The organism is Corynebacterium hindlerae, assembly GCF_014117265.1.
Classification (GTDB): Bacteria; Actinomycetota; Actinomycetes; order Mycobacteriales; family Mycobacteriaceae; genus Corynebacterium; species Corynebacterium hindlerae.
Genome location: NZ_CP059833.1, coordinates 231,535 through 254,832 on the forward strand (window position 1 = coordinate 231,535; position 23,298 = coordinate 254,832).

General features: G+C 60.2%; 23 protein-coding genes. 4 read left to right on the forward strand and 19 right to left on the reverse strand.

All coding sequences use genetic code 11. From position 1 onward, the window contains the following. Position 1: 1 nt before the first annotated feature. The 3 genes from HW450_RS01085 to pyrR are packed head-to-tail and all read right to left on the reverse strand — an operon-like array spanning position 2 to position 2,837. Complete coding sequence (locus HW450_RS01085) at positions 2 to 1,342, reverse strand: dihydroorotase (RefSeq protein ID WP_182386210.1); 1,341 nt, start codon at positions 1,340 to 1,342, stop codon at positions 2 to 4. 2 nt (positions 1,343 to 1,344) lie between these two features. Next, positions 1,345 to 2,280, reverse strand: coding sequence for an aspartate carbamoyltransferase catalytic subunit (locus tag HW450_RS01090; protein WP_182386211.1), 936 nt, complete (start codon positions 2,278 to 2,280; stop codon positions 1,345 to 1,347). A gap of 2 nt (positions 2,281 to 2,282) precedes the next feature. Continuing rightward, positions 2,283 to 2,837, reverse strand: coding sequence for a bifunctional pyr operon transcriptional regulator/uracil phosphoribosyltransferase PyrR (gene pyrR, locus HW450_RS01095; protein ID WP_182386212.1), 555 nt, complete (start codon positions 2,835 to 2,837; stop codon positions 2,283 to 2,285). 111 nt (positions 2,838 to 2,948) lie between these two features. Here pyrR and HW450_RS01100 point away from each other — a divergent pair, with 111 nt between their 5' ends. From HW450_RS01100 to HW450_RS01110, 3 genes are read left to right on the forward strand one after another with little or no spacing between them, the layout of a single operon-like run. After that, complete coding sequence (locus HW450_RS01100; RefSeq protein ID WP_182386213.1) at positions 2,949 to 4,250, forward strand: TIGR01777 family oxidoreductase; 1,302 nt, start codon at positions 2,949 to 2,951, stop codon at positions 4,248 to 4,250. Then, the gene (locus tag HW450_RS01105; RefSeq protein WP_182386214.1) at positions 4,243 to 4,587 is read left to right on the forward strand and encodes a YbjN domain-containing protein; all 345 of its coding nucleotides are present in this window, start codon (positions 4,243 to 4,245) and stop codon (positions 4,585 to 4,587) included. The genes HW450_RS01100 and HW450_RS01105 overlap by 8 nt, the downstream gene beginning before the upstream one ends. Beyond that, positions 4,578 to 4,928, forward strand: a complete 351-nt coding sequence (locus tag HW450_RS01110) for a YbjN domain-containing protein (RefSeq protein WP_182386215.1) — start codon at positions 4,578 to 4,580, stop codon at positions 4,926 to 4,928. Before HW450_RS01105 ends, HW450_RS01110 begins: the two co-directional genes overlap by 10 nt. On the opposite strand, the gene HW450_RS01115 is transcribed toward HW450_RS01110, so the two are convergent. The 16 genes from HW450_RS01115 to aspS form a co-directional block, all read right to left on the reverse strand. Then, positions 4,915 to 5,751, reverse strand: coding sequence for a PPK2 family polyphosphate kinase (locus HW450_RS01115; protein WP_182386216.1), 837 nt, complete (start codon positions 5,749 to 5,751; stop codon positions 4,915 to 4,917). The two genes, HW450_RS01110 and HW450_RS01115, sit on opposite strands and share 14 nt — an antisense overlap. Positions 5,752 to 5,980: 229 nt before the next feature. Beyond that, positions 5,981 to 6,493, reverse strand: a complete 513-nt coding sequence (nusB, locus tag HW450_RS01120) for a transcription antitermination factor NusB (RefSeq protein WP_182386217.1) — start codon at positions 6,491 to 6,493, stop codon at positions 5,981 to 5,983. Further along, complete coding sequence (gene efp / locus HW450_RS01125) at positions 6,493 to 7,056, reverse strand: elongation factor P (RefSeq protein WP_182386218.1); 564 nt, start codon at positions 7,054 to 7,056, stop codon at positions 6,493 to 6,495. Before efp ends, nusB begins: the two co-directional genes overlap by 1 nt. Before the next feature lie 36 nt (positions 7,057 to 7,092). After that, complete coding sequence (locus HW450_RS01130) at positions 7,093 to 8,181, reverse strand: aminopeptidase P family protein (protein WP_182386219.1); 1,089 nt, start codon at positions 8,179 to 8,181, stop codon at positions 7,093 to 7,095. Positions 8,182 to 8,186: 5 nt separating this feature from the next. Continuing rightward, positions 8,187 to 8,609: a type II 3-dehydroquinate dehydratase gene (aroQ, locus tag HW450_RS01135; protein WP_182386220.1), complete on the reverse strand. Its 423-nt coding sequence runs from the start codon at positions 8,607 to 8,609 to the stop codon at positions 8,187 to 8,189. Next, positions 8,606 to 9,619: a 3-dehydroquinate synthase gene (aroB, locus tag HW450_RS01140; protein ID WP_182386221.1), complete on the reverse strand. Its 1,014-nt coding sequence runs from the start codon at positions 9,617 to 9,619 to the stop codon at positions 8,606 to 8,608. The genes aroQ and aroB overlap by 4 nt, the downstream gene beginning before the upstream one ends. After that, entirely contained in the window at positions 9,616 to 10,116 is a 501-nt protein-coding gene (locus tag HW450_RS01145; RefSeq protein WP_182386222.1) for a shikimate kinase, read from the reverse strand. The genes aroB and HW450_RS01145 overlap by 4 nt, the downstream gene beginning before the upstream one ends. 3 nt (positions 10,117 to 10,119) lie before the next feature. Then, a complete protein-coding gene (gene aroC / locus HW450_RS01150; RefSeq protein WP_182386223.1) occupies positions 10,120 to 11,328 on the reverse strand; it encodes a chorismate synthase in 1,209 nt (402 codons plus the stop codon). A gap of 28 nt (positions 11,329 to 11,356) precedes the next feature. Continuing rightward, a complete protein-coding gene (locus HW450_RS01155) occupies positions 11,357 to 11,710 on the reverse strand; it encodes an A24 family peptidase (protein ID WP_182386224.1) in 354 nt (117 codons plus the stop codon). Between the two features lie 21 nt (positions 11,711 to 11,731). Then, positions 11,732 to 12,502 (reverse strand): shikimate dehydrogenase, encoded by a 771-nt coding sequence (locus tag HW450_RS01160; RefSeq protein WP_182386225.1) that lies wholly within the window; start codon positions 12,500 to 12,502, stop codon positions 11,732 to 11,734. After that, positions 12,502 to 13,653: an endolytic transglycosylase MltG gene (gene mltG / locus HW450_RS01165; RefSeq protein ID WP_182386226.1), complete on the reverse strand. Its 1,152-nt coding sequence runs from the start codon at positions 13,651 to 13,653 to the stop codon at positions 12,502 to 12,504. The genes HW450_RS01160 and mltG overlap by 1 nt, the downstream gene beginning before the upstream one ends. Before the next feature lie 5 nt (positions 13,654 to 13,658). Further along, positions 13,659 to 14,144, reverse strand: a complete 486-nt coding sequence (gene ruvX / locus HW450_RS01170) for a Holliday junction resolvase RuvX (protein WP_182386227.1) — start codon at positions 14,142 to 14,144, stop codon at positions 13,659 to 13,661. 63 nt (positions 14,145 to 14,207) lie between these two features. Next, a complete protein-coding gene (alaS, locus tag HW450_RS01175; protein ID WP_182386228.1) occupies positions 14,208 to 16,865 on the reverse strand; it encodes an alanine--tRNA ligase in 2,658 nt (885 codons plus the stop codon). A gap of 850 nt (positions 16,866 to 17,715) precedes the next feature. Further along, the gene (locus HW450_RS01180) at positions 17,716 to 19,041 is read right to left on the reverse strand and encodes a replication-associated recombination protein A (RefSeq protein WP_232843355.1); all 1,326 of its coding nucleotides are present in this window, start codon (positions 19,039 to 19,041) and stop codon (positions 17,716 to 17,718) included. 18 nt (positions 19,042 to 19,059) lie between these two features. Next, on the reverse strand, positions 19,060 to 20,304 hold the full coding sequence (locus tag HW450_RS01185) for a phosphotransferase (protein WP_182386229.1): 1,245 nt from the start codon (positions 20,302 to 20,304) through the stop codon (positions 19,060 to 19,062). A 149-nt stretch (positions 20,305 to 20,453) separates the two neighbouring features. After that, entirely contained in the window at positions 20,454 to 22,262 is a 1,809-nt protein-coding gene (gene aspS, locus HW450_RS01190; RefSeq protein ID WP_182386230.1) for an aspartate--tRNA ligase, read from the reverse strand. 147 nt (positions 22,263 to 22,409) lie between these two features. On the opposite strand from aspS, the gene ypfJ reads away from it, so the two are divergent. Further along, positions 22,410 to 23,282 (forward strand): KPN_02809 family neutral zinc metallopeptidase, encoded by an 873-nt coding sequence (ypfJ, locus tag HW450_RS01195; RefSeq protein ID WP_182386231.1) that lies wholly within the window; start codon positions 22,410 to 22,412, stop codon positions 23,280 to 23,282. The last annotated feature ends 16 nt before the right edge of the window (positions 23,283 to 23,298 follow it).

The following is a 23,298-nucleotide window of genomic DNA, read 5'->3' on the forward strand; positions in this document are numbered from 1 at the left end:
CTTATACGGCGCGAGGCGCGGCGGCCTTGCCTTCAGCACAGGTGATGTGGCCACGCAGGATGGTGGTAGTGACCTTGGTGTGGAACTCCGTGCCTTCGTACGGAGTGTTTTCCGCCTTGGAATCCATGTCCACGCCACGTGCAATCCAGGTGGTGTCTTCCGCAACGAGGGTCAAGTTTGCTGGCTCGCCGACGGCGATCGGGCGACCATGGCCCGGCAGCCGGACGATCTCGGCGGGACGTTCGGACATGACTTTTGCCACCCAGCGCCAATCGGCCTGGCCGGTGCGAACGAAGGTATCAGCGATCACTGCCAGCGAGGTTTCCAGCCCCAGCATGCCGGGCCGAGCGTGCTCGAATTCGACGCACTTTTCTTCCGAGCCGTGTGGGGCGTGGTCGGTGGCGACGCAGTCGATGATCCCGTCGAGCAGGGCTTGGCGCAGCGCCACGGTGTCGTGGTCTTCCCGCAGCGGTGGATTCACGCGGTACACGCCGTCGTAGGATTCCAGCAACGCGTCGGTAAGCACCAGGTGGTGTGGCGTGACTTCCGCGGTGATCGGAATGCCCTGGCTCTTTGCCCATTTGACCAGCTCCACAGAGCCGACGGTGGACAGGTGGCAGATGTGCATGCGGGTGCCGTAGTCACGAGTGAGGAGAGAGTCGCGGGCAACGATGGATTCCTCGGCGGCACGGGGCCACCCGCGCAGCCCGAGCCGGGCTGCGGTTTCACCTTCATGGGCTGGGGCGTTGTCCGTCAGGCGGAGGTCCTCGCAGTGCTGCGCGAGCAACACGTCCTGGCCTTTGGCGTACTCGATGGCACGGCGCATGATCATCGGGTTGTCCACGCATTTGCCGTCATCGGAGAACATCCGCACCTTGGCTGCGGAGCGGGCCATCATGCCGAACTCGGTGATCTCAGTGCCTTCGAGGCCCTTGGTGATCGATCCCACCGGGTGCACATCGCACAGCCCAAGGGCCTGGGATTTCAGCCACACTGATTCTGCGATGGTCGGTTGATCCATCACCGGGATGGTGTTGGCCATAGTAAACACGGCGGTAAACCCGCCCTTCGCAGCAGCTGCCGAACCGGTAGCGAGGGTTTCGGTGTCCTCACGGCCCGGCTCCCGCAGGTGGACGTGAATATCCACCAAGCCCGGAAGCAGAACCTGGCCTTGCCCGTCGATTTCTCGATCCGCCGTGACATCCAAGTTGGCGCCGATCTGGGTGATCTCGCCGTTTTCTACGAACACATCAACAGTGTCTTCACCGTAGGGGCGGACGTTTTTAATCAATAAGGACTGCTCCGCCACTGGCGCGAGTCGCCCGGTTTCTGGGTAGTGCATTCTTAGCCCTCCGTCCCGATCAAAGTGGTGAACAGCACTGCCATGCGCACGTGCACACCGTTGCTGACCTGCTGCAATACGGCGGTCTGTGGTGCATCGGCCACGTGGTAATTCATTTCCATCCCGCGCAGCATGGGGCCGGGGTGCATGATGATCGCATCGTCACGCATCGACGCGGCCCGGGCTTTGGACATGCCGTAGAGCGTCGCATATTCGCGGTGCGACGGGAAGAACCCGCCGTGCATGCGCTCCTGCTGGACGCGCAGCATCATAACGACGTCCGCCTCCTTAATCTCTTCATCCATGTCATAGGCGAAGCGCACCGGCCAGTGCTCCACGCCTGTTGGCAACAGTGTCGGTGGCGCGATGAGGACCACCTCATTGCCAAGGGTGGCATGCAGATCCACGTTGGAGCGGACCACACGCGAGTGCAGGCAGTCACCCACAATGACGACCTTGAGACCGGTGATCCGGCCGAGGCGTTGGCGCATGGTGACGGCGTCGAGAAGCACCTGCGTTGGGTGCTGGTGCGCGCCATCGCCGGCGTTGATGATGGACGGGCCACTCACTCCGTCGGGGCTGAGCCACTGTGCTACCTGCTGCGCCGCGCCTGACGACGGGTGTCGCATCACAATCGCGTCGGCGCCAACGGCGGCTAGTGTGGCAGCGGTGTCCTTGAGGGATTCGCCTTTCTTCACCGAGGAGCTGGACGCGGAAATGTTGATAACATCTGCGCTCATCCATTTGCCGGCGGTTTCGAAGGAGGAACGGGTACGGGTCGAGTTCTCGTAGAACATGGTGAAGATGGTGCGACCACGCAGGGTGGGCAGCTTCTTTACCTCGCGTCCTTCAAGAGCCTCGCGGAACTTATCAGCTTCATCCAAAAGCCCGATGATTTCCTCGGAGCTTAAGTCAGCAATATTCAGCAAGTGCTTCATAGTCAGCTTTCTCGAGTGATGGTGACGCTGTCGTGGCCGTCGATTTCCGACAGGCGAACGATCACGTCTTCGTCCTTGGACGTCGGGATGTTTTTGCCCACGTAGTCGGCACGGATCGGTAGCTGGCGGTGGCCACGGTCGACCAAGACAGCCAGTTGGATCATCGCCGGGCGACCTTCATCCCGCAGCGCATCGAGCGCAGCCCGGATCGTACGTCCGGAAAACAGCACGTCATCGACGAGGATGACCGTTGCTCCGTCAATGGACTCGGGGATCACTGTGGGAAGTAGCGCGCGATGCGGCTTCTTGCGCAGATCGTCGCGGTACAAGGTGATGTCTACCGAGCCGGTGGGAACCCGCTGCCCGGAGAATTCTTCGATCTTCGCAGCTAGTCGCTGCGCTAGTGGGACGCCTCCGGATGGAATGCCAAGCAAGACCACTCGGGCACTCCCTGGGGCATCCAGGGCCGTCTTTTCAATAATTTGGTGCGCGATTCGCGCGACGGTTCGACCAACATCTGCTGTGGACAGCAGTTCGGTTTCCACGTTGTCGCTCATCGTGACCTCCTTCCCCGCCTCTCTGTGCGGACCATTAAAGGATGTCTCTATGCTGGTATGGCAACGACGAGTCTAGCACCGGTACCTACCCAGGCACGAAAGGCACAACGAATGAGCTACACCACCACGCAATTCCTGCCGTTCGACCGCGCCACCGTCTGGGAGTACCACACCCGAAAGGGTGCCATCACCCGGCTGTCACCCCCATTTTTGCCGATGACCCCCGTGCGTCAGGCCAACAGCCTTGCCGACGGCACAACTATCTTTTCCCTCCCCGCAGGCCTCAAGTGGATCGCGCGCCATGACATCACCGCCTATCGGGGTGGTCGGCAATTCGCCGACGAATGTGTGTCGGCCCCATTTAAGGCTTTCGCGCAGTGGCGGCACGTACACCGGTTTGCGGATGCGGAAGGCGGGTGCACCGTCACGGACTTTGTCGATACCCGCGTCCCCTCTGCCACAGTGCGGGCCACCTTCGCCTACCGCCAGGCCCAGCTGCTCGGGGATCTCACCACTGCCGCCCGGTTGGACACCCGCCCCCTCACTGTGGCGATGACGGGATCCCGCGGTCTGGTGGGGCGCGCCCTGTCTGCATTTTTGTCCACGATGGGTGTGACGGTAGTTCAGCTTGTTCGCGGCAATGTGAAGGAGGGCCAACGACACTGGAACCCGCACGCCCCGGCTGCTGACCTGTTGGACGGGGTGGACGCCCTCATTCACCTGGCCGGAGAGCCTATTGGGGGCCGGTTTACAGACAGTCACAAGGCACTGTTGGTCGAGTCCCGGGTGGAGCCGACAGCAAAGCTGGCAGACCTAGTGTCCCGGTCCGAAACGTGCCAGGCTATGATTTCCGCTTCTGCGGTCGGTTTCTATGGCCCGTCTTGCGGTGGCGATGCCTCCGTCACTGATGATTCACCGGCAGGCTCAGGATTCTTGGCGGATTTGGTGCAGCAATGGGAGGCTTCGGCTGCGACCTGTACTAAACGCACGGTGCTGATGCGTACTGGTCTGGTGCTTTCTGGACGAGGTGGGTTGCTGCCGGTGTTTAAAGCCTTATTTTCTACCGGTCTAGGTGGCCCACTGGGCACTGGTGAGCAGTGGATGAGCTGGGTGGCGATTGATGATCTGCTGGACATGTATGCCACTGCCCTGTTCTCGTCCATCTCCGGCCCGGTCAATGCGGTGGCGCCCCAGCCGGTGCGCAATTCTGAGTTCGCGGAATGTTTGGCGAAGGAGCTGCGTCGTCCCGCACTGCTGAACGTGCCGAGCTTCGGCCCGAAACTGCTGTTGGGTAAGGAAGGCGCGACGGAGTTGGCCTTGGCGGATCAGCGGGTAGCGACGTCGTTTGAGCAGTTCCGTTTCCCTGCGCTATCTGAGGCGCTGGCTCACGAATTGGGAGGACATCGTGCTTAATCGAGTGGCGGCGTTTTTTGATGCTGAGGGCATTGCCTACGTGTCCGACGACCGGAGCGTGTCCACGGGGTTCGATGACGTGGCGATCACCGTGTTGTGGTCGGGCCAGCAGCTGCTGGTGAGCGCCCGGTACCGGGAGCCGTTTAAGAACCTCACGAAGGTCAACCAGTGGAATGTCGAACACCCAAATCCAACAGCGTTTGTGCTGGGTGGGGAGCTGTATTTTAAGGCTGGGCTAGCGCTGGCGGACCCGACTGTTGATCAACTCGGATTCTTCCTCGCCAGTGCTCTTGGCTCGATCGGATCCGCTTGCGAATGGTTTGCACAATGGAAGTAACATACCCCCGTATCCTCGACTCGGCCCGCGCTCTCGGCGTGGAGCTCACCCCGACTCCGACGCCACGCTTGTGGGTCGCTGATTTGAATGGACAGTTGATGCAGGTCCTCTCGCTGCCGTCACAGGTGGTGCTACGCATGGACTGCCCCGCCACGTCCATCCCGTGGTGCAACGAGGTCAACGCTGCCCCACTGTTTGTGAGCGCCGCGCTTATCGACGCCCAATCCCCTCTCACCCGATTGGAATATAGTTTCCCAACCGCTGCGGGTCTGGACGATGAACAACTCGAGCACCTGCTCAAGGTTGGCATCGATCAGCTGTTTGCTGCTAAGAATTCTTGACGCGTTCCAGTTCCCGAGCAACATCAAAATCAGGCGCTGGCCAGTCCAAGTTCATGCTGCGTAGGACGTCGAGAAGCAGCATCTTCACCACCAGCCTGGCGTACGGCTTGTTATCGCTTGGCACGATGTACCACGGCGCGGCGTCGGTATCGGTGCGCTCAAACGCAATCCGATACGCCTCCATATAGTCGTCCCATCGGGCGCGCTCATCCACGTCCCCGGGGTTGTACTTCCAGTATTTTTCCGGATCTTCCAGACGCTCGAGCAAATTCTCCTTCTGGAACTTACGCGAAATGTGCAAGAACACCTTAATCACCCGGGTGCCGCTTTTCACCAGCCGCGCCTCAAAATCGTTGATCGCCCCGTACCGGCGTTCGATCTCCTCCGGGCTGGAGAGCTGATGAACGCGATGCACGATCACATCCTCATAATGCGAACGGTCAAAGATCGCGATCTTTCCCTGCGCAGGCAGCTGCTTTTCCACCCGCCACAAAAAATCGTGCGCCAACTCTTCCTCGGTAGGCTTTCCAAAGCTCGCGATGTGCACTCCCTGCGGATCGAGCGGATCAAGCGTGTGCTTGACCACCCCGCCCTTGCCCGAGGTATCCATCCCCTGCAGCACAATCAGCACACTGCCCGGGTTATCGCCCGACCGCGCGTTAGCGTAAAGCTTCTCCTGCAACTCCCGCAGCTCGGCATCAACCTTCTCAGCATTCTTCTCGATAGCTGCTTTGTCGCCTTTAAAGCCCGGCGTCGCCTGCGGATCCACATCCATGGTGGTAAACCGCAAGCTTTTTGCTTCTTTAACTGTCAATGTGCTCATAGAGCCAGTGTACGGGCGTCGGGGCTGGCGGGAGTACGGAAAACTCGAAACCTAGAATTCGAGTCTCGGAGCCCGTTAGGCCAGTTTGACGGCGCATAGCCATTTTATTCACCGAGACTCGAAAAACAGGACTTGCACATCGGGTGAAGGTACTGTCGTAGCCCCGACAATAAGCAAACAGGAAAACCCCCGACCACGATGGATCGGGGGTTCACACTTCCAGCTACGACTACGACGTTTCAGCCTCAGGAGAATCCTCGGAAGCAACCTCAGAAGCTACTTCTTCGGGCGCGGCGAGAATCTCGTCGGCGTTGCTGAGCACGTCGTCGAGTACGGCGTTGATGTATGGCGGAGCTACGTCGGTGGAGTACTCGGACGCAAGTTCGATGCCTTCCACTACAGCGGTCTTGCGCGGAACCTCTGGGTTGAACAGGATTTCCCAGGTGGCGACACGCAGGATCGCCCGGTCGACTGCTGGGATGCGTTCCAGCGTCCAGGTCTCGGCAAGGAACCGCTCGATGGCCTCATCGATGCGGTCGAGCTCGACGGCGACACCACGCACAATCTCCTGCGAGTACGGTGCAACGGGCGCGACCGGTGGCTCGGGGAGGCGTGCGAGTTCGATGCGGTCTTCAACGACGGCAACTGGGTCGACGTCGCGGGCTTCGGCCTCGAAAAGAATGTCAACTGCGCGGCGACGTGCTTTGTAGCGGGCGCCGCGTCGTTTCGGATCGTTGCGCATTAGTTGTTGACGCGAGAGAGGTAAGAGCCGTCGCGGGTGTCTACCTTGACCACGTTGCCGGTTTCGAGGAACAGCGGGACCTGGATTTCCGCGCCGGTCTCCAGGGTGGCAGGCTTGGTGCCACCGGTGGAGCGATCGCCCTGCAGGCCTGGGTCGGTGTGCTCAATCTTCAGGTCAACAGAAATTGGCAGTTCTGCGAACAGTGGCTCACCTTCGTGGAAGGACACCTGAACAACCATGTTTTCCAGCAGGAACTTTGCGCCCTCACCCATCAGGTGTGGTGCGAGTTCGATCTGGTCGTAGGTCTTGGAATCCATGAGGACGTAGGAAGATCCGTCAAAGTACAGGTAGGTCATGTCACGACGGTCGACGGTTGCGGTTTCAACCTTGACGCCAGCGTTGAAGGTCTTGTCGACGATCTTGCCGGAGACCACGTCCTTGAGCTTGGTGCGCACGAAAGCTGGGCCCTTGCCTGGCTTGACGTGCTGGAACTCGATGATCTGCTGGAGCTTGCCTTCCATCTTCAGGACAAGGCCGTTCTTGAAATCAGCGGTAGTCGCCACGAAAAATCTCCCTCTTTAGGTATTAACCCGAGTATTCTACAACACCCGAAGGTCTTTGGACATTACGGTGATGATTTCCGGCGCGCCACCGGTGATGATGAGCGTGTCCTCAATTCGGACGCCACCGACTCCGGGAACGTAAATACCGGGTTCGATCGTCAGTGTCATCCCTTCCTCGAGCACGCCTTCGCTGGTCTTCGCGGCGTATGGTGCCTCGTGGACATCGAGGCCGACGCCGTGGCCGGTGGAGTGGACGAAATAGTCACCGTAGCCTCCCGCCTCAATGATGTCACGGCACGCCTTATCGACGTCCGACAGCGCCGTCCCCGGCGTTGCCGCAGCAACGCCGGCCAATTGCGCCTGAAGAACCAGGTTGTAAATCTCGCGCTGCTGCTCGGACGGCTCGCCGACGACAAAGGTACGGGTCATGTCGGAGTTGAATCCGCGATCATGGGCACCGAAATCAATGGTGAGGAAATCCCCGTCCTGGATGACCCGGTCACCTGCGCCGTGGTGTGGTTTCGCGCTGTTCTCACCGGATGCCATGATGGTGTCGAAGCTGGGTCGTTCCGCGCCGGCCTTGCGCATGAGATATTCCAGTTCTGCAGCAACATCGCGCTCGGTACGACCCTTAATCGGGCCTGCCAGGAGTTGTTCCAGGCAGCCAGTAGCGAGTGCCGCGACGTCACGCAGCCGCTCCAGCGAGGTGGCGTCTTTCAGCAAGCGAAGTTCCTCGATGACCCCAGTGACGGGGACCAGGACGATGTCGTCCCCCGCTGCTTCCTTGAGCTTTTCCAGCTGCGCCACGGAGACATAATCCGCCTCGAAACCCACGCGACGTGGCCCCGTCACGGTTGCCAACAGCGCGCTGGCACTGTTTCGCTCGATCAGAGCGTCGATATCCGGGACTTCCTCAGAAATCTGGGTGGTGTAGCGACCATCGGTGCATATTTTCGCAGTGAGATCCTTGTTTACCAGCAACGCAGCATTGGAGCCGGAGAAGTTGGACAAGAACCGCACGTGTGTCAGGTGCGTGACCAGCATGGAATCGATGCGCTGCCCAGCAAGTTTTGCGGACAGCGCACGGCGGCGGGTGAGGAAACGGGTATCGGCAAAATGAGACATGAAATCTATAGTACTTCGTCAGCTAGGCTGCGAAGTGCTAATTCATATCCTTTCACCCCAAGCCCCGCAATTACGCCCCGCGCGATGGGTGATAAGTAGCTGTGCGCGCGGAAAGGTTCGCGCGCGTGCACATTGGAAATGTGTACCTCAATGAAGGTGGTTTCCACGAGGGCGTCGCGGAGGGCGACGGAGGTGTGCGTGTATCCGCCTGGATTGATGATGATGCTCCACCCGTTCTCGGCAGCCTCGTGGACCCATTCGATAAGTTGCCCCTCGTAGTTGGACTGCCGGCACTCTACTTCCACGCCCAGCTCACTGGCCACGCGACGGATGTCAGCCTCGACGTCGGCGAGAGTGGTGAAACCGTAGATCTCGGGTTGTCGCTTCCCGAGCCGATCCAAGTTCGGTCCGTTGAGCACCAGAATCATCGGTTCATCTCCTCAAACGCGGCGCGCATCTCCTCCTTGGTGACGCCTTCCAACCGCGTGGTCTCGCCCACCGCGGTGATGGCGACGAAGCGGATCCCGCCACCACGATTCTTCTTGTCGCGGGTCATGCCGTCATATAGCTCGTCAAAATCACCGTCGTAGCGGGTAGGCAGGCCAGCGGCGGTGATGATGGACAGGTGGCGTTGCAGCAGATCGGCGTCGATAAGCCCCTTGCGGTGCGACAGGTGCGCGATGAAGCTCATCCCCACTGCGACGGCGTTGCCGTGGCGCCACTGGTAGTTTTCCGCAAGCTCAACGGCATGTCCGAAGGTGTGGCCGTAGTTGAGGATTTCCCGCAGCGAGCTTTCCTTCAGGTCGGCGGCCACGACGCGCGCTTTCACGGCAATGGAGCGTTCGATGAGCTCAGGGAGCTTGTCTTCGCCGGACTCGTAGATCCGCAGGATCTCTTCGTCAGCGATAAAGCCCGTCTTAATGATTTCGGCGGACCCCGACACCAGCTCCTCGCGTGGCAGAGTGTCCAGGAAAGCCAGGTCCACGTACACCGCAGCAGGCTCATGGAATGCGCCGACTAGATTTTTGCCGGCCGCGGTGTTGATACCGGTTTTGCCACCAACTGCGGCGTCGACCATAGCCAGCAAGGTGGTGGGCACCTGCACCACGCGGATGCCCCGCATCCACGCCGACGCGATGAAACCAGCGACATCAGTGGTTGCGCCACCGCCGAGCCCCACGATGAGGTCACTGCGGCTAAATCCGAGGCTGCCTAGTAAGTCCCAGGCCTTCTCCGCCACGGCGAGGGTCTTGCCCTCCTCGGCATCAGGGATCTCAAACAGGTGAGCATCCTCGAAGGCCTCGGCAAGCTGCTTGGCGTGATCCCGCATCACGGGCTGGTGAACGATGAGGGCTTTACCTGTCGGTGTTGCTGCCACCTGGTCAAGGAGATTGCGCCCGATGTGGACCTCGTAAGAAGTGCCGACCTTGATACTCACTGTTCCTCCAGGTGCGTCAGAATTTCGGTAACGACTTTCTGTGGCGTCGTCGAGCTGGTTTTCGCGCGGTAGCTGGCCACCTCGCGGTACAAAGGCTCGCGGGTGGTGAGGATTTCCCGGTAGCGGGCCTCAGGATCTTCCGCCTGCAACACCGGGCGGGAATTGTCCTGTGTCCGGCGCAGCCCCTCCACGACGGACACGTCGAGCCACACCACTTCGTAGTCGCGCAGCAGCTCGCGGGTGCGGGGGCTGAGGACGGCGCCACCGCCGAGGCTCACCACGCCACCGCCCCGCACGGCCTTAGCGACGACCTCTTCCTCAATCTCCCGGAACCGAGGCTCACCGAGTTCTGCAAACACCTCACCACAGGTTTTCCCGAATTGCTGGGCAATGAGCTCGTCGGTATCGGTGAATTCTTGGTTCAATGCCCGCGCCAATCGGCGCCCGATGGTAGATTTCCCGGCCCCGGGTGGGCCGACCAAAACCAAAGTGGACATACGTTAAAACTCCAACCGCTGGGCAACTGCATCCAGGTAGGATGCTACGTTACGTTTTGTTTCTGCGAGGCTGTCGCCACCAAACTTTTCCAGCACGGCCTTGGCCAGCACGAGCGCAACCATCGCCTCGGCGACGACGCCGGCTGCTGGGACAGCGCACACATCGGAACGCTGGTGGATCGCGCTCGCTGCGGAACCGTCCTTCATGTCGATGGTTTTCAGTGCGCGAGGCACGGTGGAAATCGGCTTCATGGCAGCACGCACGATGAGGGTTTCCCCGTTGGTCATGCCACCTTCGAGGCCGCCGGCGCGGTTGCTTTCGCGGCGAATACCGTCGGCATCTCGCACGATTTGGTCGTGGGCGTCACTGCCCCGGCTGCGCGCTTGTGCGAAACCGTCGCCGATCTCCACGCCCTTGATGGCTTGGATGCTCATCAACGCTGCTGCGAGCTGCGCGTCCAGTCGGCTCTCGCCGGACACGTGCGATCCCAAACCGATTGGCAAGCCCTTAACGACGACTTCCACCACGCCGCCAAGCGTGTCTCCCTGCTTCTTCGCGGCCTCGATTTCAGACACCATGGATTGTTCGGCGTCCTTGTCAAAGCAACGCACAGGAGAAGCGTCGATGGCTTCCAGATCACTGAAGTCCGGCACGGCCCCTTCGTAGGAGAACCCGCCGATGCCGAGCACGTGAGAGAACACCTCGACCCCGAGGGTCTCCCTCAGGAAGTTGCGGGCCAGCGTCGCTGCCGCGACCCGGGCCGCGGTTTCTCGTGCGGAGGAACGCTCCAGCACGTTGCGGGCGTCCTCAAAACCGTACTTGACCATTCCAGAGAAGTCGGCGTGACCTGGGCGAGGCCGAGTGAGCTTGGCGCCACGACCGGAGTCGAAAGCCTTAGCAACCTCTTCATCGGAGGTGTCCACAGGATCGGCGGACATGATGGTGGTCCACTTGGGCCACTCGGTGTTGCCCACCATGATGGCCACGGGCGAGCCCAAGGTTTCACCCAGGCGAACGCCAGTGAGCAGGGTGACCTCGTCGGCCTCGAACTTCATGCGGGCGCCACGACCGTAGCCGAGTCGACGACGCGCGAGCTGGTAGGAGACCTCTTCAGAGGACAGCGGCACGCCGGCTGGCATGTTTTCCACCATCGCGATGAGGGCTTGGCCGTGAGATTCACCTGCAGTAGTCCATCGAAGCATGCCCAACATTGTCTCATGTGGCGTGGTGCACTTAAAGCTAATACCCCCTTATTAGCAATGTGGCCACGATCATAGCTGGACCGTGTGGCAGTGCAGAGCGCCGCAGCAGGAGGCACAGTAACACCGTTGCTAACGACGCCAGCGCAATCGCAGCGAATAAATCCATGATTCCGCCCGCTACAGCCAGCGTGCCCAGGCTGGCGGCCAACTTGACGTCACCACCCCCGACGCCACGTCGCAGGTATAACGCGGCCCATGCCACTCCCCCAAGAATGCAAGTCGGATGCCACCACCACGCCACCGCGATAGCCGGAAGAGTCAGCCAATCCGGCAGGCGCCGAAAACAGATGTCATAGCCACACAGCGCAGTGGCCCAGAAAAATACCCCCATGGGGCATCAGGCTAGCAGGCGTTACGCCTCTTCGCGCGCGGGGAACAACCGTGCCTCCAGCGCACTGCGCATCGCATCGCGAGGTGCCGGCTGGCCCGTGAATAGTTCAAACTGGGCGTATGCCTGGTGCGCGAGCATGACGTGCCCAGCCACGTGTGGCAAGTTTTTCGACGCGGCCTGCGCGATCAGTGGCGGTGGCCAGGGGCTGTAGCTGACGTCAAACAAGGGCGCATCGATGCTCAGCTCGGCCGCGGCGGCACCGGGTAGCGTAGAGACCACCACATCAGCGTCCGGAATGGTCCCGAGTGGCAGCCACTGGGCGTCGGCAAGCCCGGCGAGTTCCTTCGTGCGGTCGCTGCGGTTCATCACGGTGACGTCCGAGACGCCGAGCTCGCGCAGCGCCCACAGCACGGAGCGCGCAGTACCACCTGCGCCGATGACAACGGCGGTACGGGGTGCGACATCGAGTTCTTCGAGCGCGCCGAGCACACCGAGGCAGTCGGTGTTGTCCGCGAGCCACCCGTTGCCACGGCGTACCAAGGTGTTAGCTGAGCCGATCTCGCGGGCCCGATCAGTGACCTCGGTCGCTGCGTCGAGGGCCGCAAATTTGCAGGGCATGGTCACTGAGTAACCGGCGAATGATGGGTCAATCAGCGTCGGCAGCTGCTCCGCGGTGCATTCGATCGCGGTGTATGTCCAGTCATCGAGCCCTAAGGCCGCGTACCCCGCGTTGTGGAGCAACGGGGAGAGCGAGTGAGCGATCGGGCTTCCTAAAACAGCTGCGTGTGGCATTAGCGCTGACTATCCAACACGCCGTTCGCGATCGCTTCGTTCGTATCGCGCTGGTGGTCCTCGAAGGTGCGGTTGAACTTCGTGGTGCCGTCCTTGCTAACGGTGACGAAGAACAACCAGTCTCCCTCTGCGGGATTTTCCATGGCCTCGATAGCTTGCATAGACGCTGCGGAGATCGGGGTTTCCGGCAGGCCTTCCTTGGTGTAGGTGTTCCACGGGGTTTCGCGCTTGCGATCCTCGTCCGTGGTGGCGACCTCCACGGTGGGGAGCCCATAGTTGACCGTAGAGTCGAATTCCAGGCGCATCGGCTCGGCGAGGCGGTTCAGGATCACTCGCGCGACCTTATCGAAGTCACCGCGCGGTGCCTCCCGCTCCACCAGCGATGCTGCGGTGAGCAGCTGATACGGCGTGAGCTTCATGGCGGCAGAGCGCTCAACAATACCGGAATCCTCATACTGCTTCGCGGAGCGGGTGATCAGATCGGTAAGGATGGCGGTGGCGTCGTGGCTAGGGTTGATCACGTACTGCCCTGGGGCGATAAGGCCCTCCAGACGCTTCGGGTCATTGCCACGCTTCACGACGTCCGCTACCGCCCACTCCGGCACCCCGAGCGCCTTCGGGTCTGCTGAGGCCGCAACCTGCTCGAGTTGCGCGACGTTCACACAGTTGTTTGAGTGCTTGCACGTCACATCTTCAATGGTGGAGTAAATACCTTTGCGGGTTTCACCGCCAACGACCGTCACATCAGCCAGGGTTTGTCCGCCCGGCACCTGCAACAACTCCACCTTGTTCTTAGGATCAACCAGCGCCGCTACCGCGTCGGCAGCCGACATTTCCTTCTGCACCCGGTAGAACCCAGGCGAGACAGTAGCGGCGGCATCGTTTTGACCGGCGGCCCGCTGGAACGCGCCGTTGGACTTCACCACGCCCAGTTTCACAAGCTCGGGGCCGAGTTGAGAAACGCTCTCGCCTTCCGCGATTTCCACCATGACTTCCTCGCCATTTCCGGCACCTTTGAAGTCTCCCAGGCTCGGGGGATTCGCACGGGTGTATCCAATGAACACGATCGCTCCAATGATGAGGAGGAGGCAGGCTACCAGCACGGCGAGGCCACGCTCACGGCGCTTCCGGTACTTAGGTTCCATACGCATGTCGTTCAAGCCCTTTCTAGGTACCGGTGGCGTGCGTCGAGCCACGATTGCAGGATTTCCACGGCCGCGATCTGGTCAATCACGGCGCGGGTTTGCTTTTCTGTTCGCCCAGCAGCGTGAACAGCCCCGAGGGCTGCTACCGTAGTGAGCCGCTCGTCACCGAGGCGCACGGCGATGTCTTTTCGTCGCTTGATGCGGAAGGCAATGTCCTTGGCGTGTTTGACGCTGCGAGAACCATTGCCTTGCAGATCACGGGGCAGTCCCACGACTACCTCCACGACATCGTATTCCTCGATGAGGGCCAAGATCCGCTCGATATCAGTGGAATCGCGGTCTTTCAGGCCGGTAGTGCGGGCGATGGTTTCCAGGGGCATCGCCAAGGTTGCTTCTCTATTTGAGTAGGCAGCCCCGATACGGACAGTACCCACGTCCAACGCGAGCCGTCGGCCTTGGCCTGGGTCATTTTCCCCTGGGATGTCCGGTTTCACCATGTTTTCAACTTAGCGGGTTTCCGGCCCGCCACAGGGCAATGCCCTGGGCGTGTCTGAAAACTCTTAGCGCTGCTCCAACTCGTGCTTTACAGCGGCAAATGCCTCGTGTAGCCCAGCAGCGTTGGTACCTGCGCCTTGTGCCATGTCCGGCTTTCCACCGCCACGGCCGTCCACGTACTGGCCCATCAACTTGACCAAGTCACCACTCTTGACGCCTCGGTCGATGGCGGACTTGGTAGCGGCGACGATGAACGGCACCTTGTCGCCGGCCTCCGCTGCCAGCACGATCACGGCGTCCTGGGCGGAGAGCTTGTCACGCATCTGCGTAGCGATGCCACGCAAGTCACCAGCCTGCACGCCCTTGGCCAACTGCGCCGTGACCACCTTGAACCCGTTGACGTTCTGAGCGGAGTCCACGTGCTTCAAGCTGTCGGCTGCGAGCTGAGCTGCGCGCATCCGCTCAACTTCTTTTTCTGCCGCCTTGAGCTTTTCAGTGAGCGCTGCGATACGATCCGGTAGTTCCTCCGATGGTGCCTTGAGCGAAGCTGCCAGACCAGCCGCAAGGGCGCGTTCTTTGGACAGGTAGCTGAAGGAATCCATGCCGGAGTAGGCCTCGATGCGACGCACGCCGGAGCCCACGGAGGATTCACCAAGGACGGCAACTGGACCAACCTGGGACGAGTGAGACACGTGGGTACCACCACACAGCTCCATGGAGAACGGACCACCGATCTCCACCAGGCGAACTTCGTCGCCATAGTTTTCGCCAAACAGGGCTAGCGCACCCATGGCTTTGGCTTCCGCCAGGCTGGTTTCGATGGTGTTGACAGCCCAGTCGTTATCCACGGCTTGGTTGGTGATCTGCTCGATCTCGTGCAGCTGCTCCGGGGTGAGAGCCTCGGTGTAGTTAAAGTCGAACCGCAGGTAGCCAGGCTTGTTCATGGAACCGGCCTGGACAGCTGTTGGGCCGAGTACCTGGCGCAGCGCAGCGTGGATCAGGTGGGTACCGGTGTGTGCCTGACGAGCGGCGTGACGCCACTGCTTATCCACACTCGCGGTGACCCGCTCCAGTCCCAGCTCACCTTCGGTCACCACCGCCTTGTGCACCCAAAGCTTCTTACCGATCTTCTGCACGTCCGTGACGCTCAGCAGCGCGCCACCAGCCTTGATCAGGCCACGGTCGCCCAGCTGGCCACCGGCCTCAGCGTACATCGGGGACACGTCAAGGATCACCTCGACCTCTTCGCCCTGAGATACGGACGTTTTCTTCTCCCCGCCAGAGAGCAAGCCAATGACATTGGCCTCTGCATCGAGGTTGTCGTATCCAACGAACTCGGTCGGATTCTGATCCACCCACTCGCGGTAAATAGACAGGTCAGCGTGACCGTGCTTCTTTGCCTGGGAATCAGCCTTGGCGCGGGCCTTCTGCTCAGCCATCAGGGCGTGGAAACGGTCCTCATCCACAGACAGCCCAGCTTCTGCCGCCATTTCCAGGGTGAGGTCGATGGGGAAACCGTAGGTGTCGTGCAGTGTGAATGCTTCCGCACCGTCCAGGATGGTCTTGCCGGAAGATTTGGCCGCAGCGGCTGCTTCTTCGAAGAGCTTGGTGCCGGATTCGAGGGTGTTCAGGAAGGCCTTTTCCTCATTGACAGCCACGGCGAGGATGCGCTCGCGGCTATCCGCGATCTCCGGGTAGGACGGGGTCATGGTGTCCATGATGGTGTTCATGAACTCGGCCATGGTAGCGCCGGTAGCGCCAAGCAGTCGTGCCGAGCGGATAATGCGGCGCAACAGGCGACGCAGGATGTAGCCACGGCCTTCGTTACCTGGGGTGACGCCGTCGAGGATGAGCATCATGCCAGTGCGGGAGTGGTCAGCAATGACACGGAAACGGATGTTGTCCTCGTCCTTAGCACCGTAGGTGGCGCCGGTGAGTTTCTCCGCAACATCAATCACTGGACGCAGGAGGTCGGTCTCGTAGACGTTGTCCACGCCCTGCAGCAGGCAGGCGATACGTTCGACGCCCATGCCGGTATCGATGTTCTGCTTCGGCAGCGGCCCGAGAATTTCAAAGTTATCCTTGCCAATGCCCTCGCCGCGTTCGTTCTGCATGAACACGAGGTTCCAGATCTCCAGGTACCGGGAATCATCGGCGATCGGGCCACCTTCCTTACCGTACTCTGGGCCGCGATCGTAGTAAATCTCGGAGCAGGGGCCGCACGGGCCAGGAACACCCATGGACCAGTAGTTGTCCGCCATGCCGAGGCGCTGAATGCGTTCCTTTGGCAGGCCAATCTGCTCGTGCCAAATGTCGGCAGCTTCGTCGTCATCCAAGTACACAGTCACCCAGAGCCGCTCTGGACCGAAGCCGTAGCCACCCTCTTCTACCGGATTGGTCAGCAGGGACCAAGCGTGCTTGATGGCGCCTTCTTTGAAGTAGTTGCCGAAGGAGAAGTTGCCCGCCATCTGGAAGAACGTGTTGTGGCGGGTGGTGATGCCGACCTCTTCGATGTCCAGGGTGCGCACGCATTTTTGGATGCTGGTGGCGGTTTCAAACGGAGGTGTCTGCTGACCCAGGAAATAGGGCTTAAAAGGGACCATGCCTGCGTTAACGAACAGCAGGTTTGGATCGTCCAGAATCAGGGACGCGCTGGGCACTGCGGTGTGGCCGGCGTTGACAAAGTGCTGGGTGAATCGTTCCCGGATTTCATGGGTCTGCACGACGAATGTTCCTTGCTTCGTTGGGCGATAAGTTACAGCGTCTCAGTTTACCCCGTTGCACAGTGCGCTTTTCGACGGCCACACTTTTTCTTCATTCTCGGTACTGTCGGAGCCGTGAACTCTCCCCTTCATTAGTTCAATGAAATCCGAGCCGTCGGCAGACACGGCTTGTTTTTCTCTGAGATTCAACAACGCGCACTCACCCGGCAGATTAGCTATAAGGTTTTTCCAGACACCGTACCCACGATCGACAATCCAGCTGGTGTCCGTACGGATTTCCACCGTCACATGGACCTATACGGCCAGCCACCGTTTGCCTTGTTCTATCATCCGGATCGTCCCGATGCCCCGGTGCTGCACGCCAAGGCGCACTTGATGGCGTCATTGTCCTTGGGACCTACCACAGTACTGTGGGGCTACGCCTCCATGTTTGCTGACCGTAGGGACCTTAGCCCAGTTCCCATGCAGATTTTCAGTTCGGGCGACAGATGCAATTGGAGGCCTTCAATACAGAGGCGTTCTACTATGCAGATCCAGCTACCCCTGACTCCGACCGGTTGGCAGCCCGCACCGATGCGTTTCGGTACTTGGGCGGGGTAGCTGCAGAGATCTTAGGCCCTGGATATGTATATCTGGATTTGTTGTGCTGGTTTCCGACTTCTTGCCACCAGATTTCACGGTCACTTTTGATGACGTCTTTACTTTTCTGGCCGATGTGTTGGTGGACGCTGCACTGCGGCGGTACGACGCTTTGGTGGGTATCCGGGGTTTGGCCAAGCACCTAGGGTGGCAACTTTCTGAACAGGCGACCGACACGTTCGGGCTCATACCACCCGAGGGGCCCGAAGGCCTAGGACGTGCCACGCACTATCCTGCGAAGCCGGCCAAGGAAGTCATGCAACCGCTTTTCAGCGCCATGGGTTGTCGGTTCGTAATACACAGCATCGGCTAATTCTTCCGGCACATACTGCTGGGGCACCACTCCCCTAGGATCATCGTGCGGGTAGGCGTAGCCGACTGCGTTTCCGAGCTGCTTTGCTCCGGCGTAATGGCCGTCTCGCAAATGCGGCGGCACCACACCGATGTTGCCGCTACGGACGTCGGAAAGCGCGCGGTCTATCGCAACGTACACCGCGTTCGACTTCGGCGCTGTGGCCAGGTGAATGGTGGCTTGTGCCAACGCCAGCCGTCCCTCAGGCATCCCGATGAAACTCACAGCATGGTATGCAGCAGTGGCGGTCTGTAAGGCCGACGGGTCCGCCATCCCCACATCCTCGCTCGCATGCACCACCAGCCGTCGAGCAATAAAACGAGGATCCTCCCCCGCATCAATCATCCGGGCCAAATAATGCAGTGCGGCGTCTACGTCAGAGCCACGAATCGACTTAATGAACGCCGACGTAATGTCGTAGTGCTGGTCCCCATCCCTGTCATAACGTGCGACAGCCCGGTTGATATTCGCTCCCACGATCTCCGGAGTCAACTCTTTCCCGTCGTCCACAGCTTCCGCAGCAGCCTCCAGGTATGTCAGCGAACGACGGGCATCACCACCGGCAAGCTGGACCAACATCTCAACGGCTTCCGCACTGGCGGTGATCCGGGATGCCAGGCCACGGTCGTCGTGAATTGCGCGCTGCAATACTTCCCTAATTGCCTCGGGTGGCAGGGAATGCAGCTGGATCAGCAGGGAACGCGACAGCAACGGTGCCACCACGGAGAAGCTTGGATTTTCCGTGGTCGCTGCAACGAGCAGTACGGTCCGGTTTTCCACCGCCGCCAGCAGCGCGTCCTGCTGAGTCTTGGAAAACCGATGCACTTCATCAATGAACAACACGGTCCGCTTACCGTGAATGAGATCCCGGCGGGCCTTGTCAATCACCGCGCGAACTTCCTTCACGCCAGAGCTCAACGCGGACAACCCTACAAAGTTATCGCCGGTGGCCTCGCTGATCAGCGAGGCGATAGTCGTCTTGCCAGTTCCGGGCGGACCATACAAGATCACCGACGCTTCCCCATTGCCTTCAATGATCCGGCGCAGCGGCTTCCCAGGGCCCAGCACCTGCTGCTGGCCTACCACCTCGTCCAACGACCGCGGGCGCATCCGAACGGCCAGCGGAGCACCGTGGTCAGGATGGAAATAGTCCTTCGCCTCGGTACTGGGTTCTTCAGGAAACAACGACGACTGAGTCACGGTTTACCCGTCAGACAAGCTGAGCCGATCGACCATAGTTTCGGCGAACACCTGGATTGGGGCGAACCGGCCATCGTCCCAGCGTGCCGCGAAGCGGGCCAGGGCCTCAAAGGTCTCGTACAAATCCTTGCGGGCAAGGCGCCCCTCCGGGGTACCCTCCGACAAGAAATCTGCCGTGAACAGGTTAAACTCAGCGTCCAAATCGGCAGCGATCAGCGCCTCAAGCTCGGGATCAACCTCACCGTCCCACTCGTCTACCGAACCCACCAGGGACACCGCCTGGTTCATCGAACCGTGATACAGGTATGCCACGCTAGCCAGAGCCCAACCGATCAAAGCTGTGACAATCCGGCCGCCACGACGGTTCACATCATCAGCGTTCGGCCACAGCTCCCGGACTTCACGAGCCCAAGACTCCACAAACGCATCCACTTCCTCATCAGTGATGATGCGGGCAGACACGAACTGTGGGAATCCCGCCACGACGCAGGCCACGTCGAAGGTGACATCGCGGAAACCAGCCCACTCGTAATCCAGGAAATAGGTGCGATTCGCCGACAAAATGTTGTCGGGAGACAAATCAAACGGTGTGAACGCCCTGTGATTGCCGGACGTGAGGCGTCGTTTAGCTTCGCGCGCCACACGGCGCACTTCCTCCGGCGCCGCAACCCCCGACTGTTCGATCAGGTCCAGGCCGTTGTCAATGCTGGCAAGCAGCGAAAGATCACGCAGATTCTGCAGGTGTCCCGTATCCGGGTGCGCTTTGAGCATCCGCGCAAGTAACACATCAAAGTCCTGCTCGTGCGTAGCCGTGGCCACATGCAGCTTGCCCAACGCCCGACCCAAATTCCGCAGGTGCTGCTTACGCACCTCCAGGTCGGGGTGTGCCAGGAGCTGCTCGTAGGTTTCGCTATCACCGGCGTCGGTGATAACGAGGATGCGGTGTTCGACGTCGTAACCGAGCAGCACCGGACCCGGACGCACATCCTCACCGAGAGAGTTAGTGAACTGGTAGGCGACGATTTCGCGGATCAGGGCGGCATCATCGATCGCGTCCTCGGAAGGCGGAACGTACTTGATGACCACGGAGCGCTCGTCTAGAAACGGCGACGGGCTCAATCGTGCGCGAAGCACCCGCGCCGAACCATTACCGCTCAACGGCTCCGGATCAGACAACGTTTGGGTACCACCCAGCCTTTTAGACAGCAGCTCCGCTGCCAGCCCGACAATGTCGGAATCGGTTGGCATATCGTGGTCCTTCCTAGAACGTAAGTGTTCAACTGAGTTTTATTCTACGTAAGCGCCCCAGGGGTTGAACAACAGTTGTGGGGCTAGGTCACACAAGAAAGTGGCCAACGCATCTGCGCGCAAGCCACTTTCCGATACTTGGTCGTCCGCTAGCTTTTCAGCTCAGCCTTCTTCGGCTCAGCCTTCTTTGGCTTTGCGTCGATGCCGGCTTCCTTACGCTGCTGCGGGGTGATCGGTGCCGGAGCGTCGGTCAGCGGGTCGACGCCGCCACCGGACTTCGGGAAGGCGATAACGTCGCGGATGGAGTCGAAGCCGCCCAGCAGGGAGACGATACGGTCCCAACCGAAAGCGATGCCGCCGTGAGGTGGTGCACCATAGGAGAAGGCCTCCAGAAGGAAGCCGAACTTCTCCTGCGCTTCTTCCTCGGTAATACCCATCACCTTGAACACGCGTTCCTGCACGTCACGGCGGTGGATACGGATGGAACCGCCACCGATTTCGTTGCCGTTGCATACCAGGTCGTAGGCGTATGCAGTAGCTTCGCCTGGGTTCTCATCGAAGGTATCGATCCATTCCGGCTTCGGCGAGGTGAATGCGTGGTGCACTGCGGTCCACGCGGAGTGACCGAGCGCAACGTCGCCAGAGGCCGTCGCATCGGCAGAAGGCTCGAACAGTGGCGCATCCACGATCCAGGTGAATGCCCAATCACCTTCCTTGATCAGGCCCAGCTTCTTAGCGATCTCGCCACGAGCAGCGCCAAGCAGCGCACGGGAGCTCTTAGCATCGCCAGCTGCGAAGAAGATGCAGTCACCAGGTTGCGCGCCGACGTGAGCTGCAATGCCTGCGCGCTCCTCATCGGTGATGTTCTTGGCTACCGGGCCGGCCAGTTCGCCGTCCTCGCCCACCAGAATGTAGGCCAGGCCCTTGGCGCCACGCTGCTTCGCCCAGTCCTGCCATGCGTCAAGCTGACGACGTGGCTGGGAGGCACCGCCCTGCATCACGACGGCACCAACGTAGTCATTCTTGAACACGCGGAAGGTCGTGTTGGCGAAGAACTCGGTGCATTCCACGATCTTGATGTCGAACCGAAGATCCGGCTTGTCGGAGCCGTAGTACTTCATGGCATCGGCGTAGGTCATCCGTGGGATGGGCGTTGGTACGTCGTACCCGATGAGCTTCCAGATTTCGGTGGCAAGCTGCTCACCCAGCGCGATGACGTCGTCCTGATCCACGAAGGACATTTCGATGTCCAGCTGGGTAAACTCGGGCTGCCGGTCGGCGCGGAAGTCCTCGTCACGGTAGCAACGGGCGATCTGGTAGTACCGCTCCATACCAGCAACCATCAGCAGCTGCTTAAACAGCTGCGGGGACTGCGGCAGCGCATACCAGGAACCTGGCTTCAAGCGAGCTGGAACCAAGAAGTCACGGGCACCTTCAGGGGTGGAACGCGTGAGCGTTGGGGTTTCAATTTCGGTGAAGTCGTTCGCATCCAGCACGCGACGAGCAGCCTTGTTAACCTCGGAACGGAGGCGCAGCGCGTTGCCCTGGGATTCCCGACGCAAGTCCAGGTAGCGGTACTTCAGTCGGGTCTCCTCGCCGACTTCACCGGAGTTCGACTGGTCGTCGATCTGGAATGGCAGTGCCGCTGCCTCGTTGAGAATTTCCAGCTCGGTGACGTTGACTTCGATGTCACCGGAAGCAAGGTTCGGGTTCTCGGAACCTTCCGGGCGTGCTTCCACAACACCGGTGATACGCAGGCAGTATTCGGAACGCAGTGAGTGTGCTCGCTCGGCCACTTCACTTTCCCGGAACACAACCTGTGCGATGCCGGAGCGGTCGCGCAGGTCAATGAAGATCACGCCACCGTGGTCGCGACGACGCGCCACCCAACCAGTCAAAGTGACAGTTTGCCCAACAGATTCTTTACGGAGTTCACCCGCAAGGTGCGTACGCAACACTTCAGATCGTGTCCTTCCAGCGAAAACGTCTAACGTCATTTAGTCTGTCGGCCAGTCTACCTGCCACAGTTGGTGGAGTACACGATTACCTCACCCAATACCGCCATTACGCCCCGTTATCGCCAGTGATGTGGAAAGATTATCGCCATGACATTCCGCGAAGACGCTGACTATTCCGAAAAGTACGCCCGCACCGGAGGCGGAGGCCGACGCCTCGCTGCTGGTGGTGGCATCGGTTCCCTGCTGCTGGTGGGCTTATTCCTACTTCTCGGTGGCAACCCCGGCGATATCGGTGAAATCCTCGGCGATAACACCCAACAGTCCAGTGGTGAGGCTGGATATCTCGAAGGTTGCGATAGCGCGGAAGCCGCCAACACTCGCGCAGACTGCCGAGTGGAAGAAGCAGGTGTGTCCACCAACAAGGTGTGGGAAAAGGTTTTGCCCGAGCAGGCAGGACTGCAGTACACCAAGCCAGGACTCGTCGTGTTCACCAACTCGACCATGTCCGGTTGCGGTATGGCATCCGCTAACACCGGTCCGTTCTACTGCCCTGCCGACGACACCGCCTACTTCGATGTATCATTCTTCAACCAGCTAGAAAAGCTCGGAGGTGACAACGCACCACTGGCACAGATGTACATTGTGGCCCACGAATTCGGGCACCACGTACAAAAGATCGAGGGCACTCTCGGCCTTTCCAACTACAACCAGCCGGGCGCAGATTCCAATGCGGTCAAGATCGAACTGCAGGCCGACTGCTACGCCGGCATCTGGGCCCACCACGCTGACAAGGGCGAAGGCGCGATGCTGGAGACAATCACTAACGACCAGGTCCGTTCCGCTGTGGAAACAGCCGCTGCGGTGGGCGACGACAACATCCAAAAGCGGTCCGGAGGCGAGGTTCGACCGGACCTGTGGACCCACGGCTCCTCCGCCGACCGCGCTAAAGCTTTCATGACGGGATACCAGCAAGGCACCATGAAGTCCTGCGACACTCTCGGCCGCGGGGTATATAAGTAGAAGCTAATAGGAAATT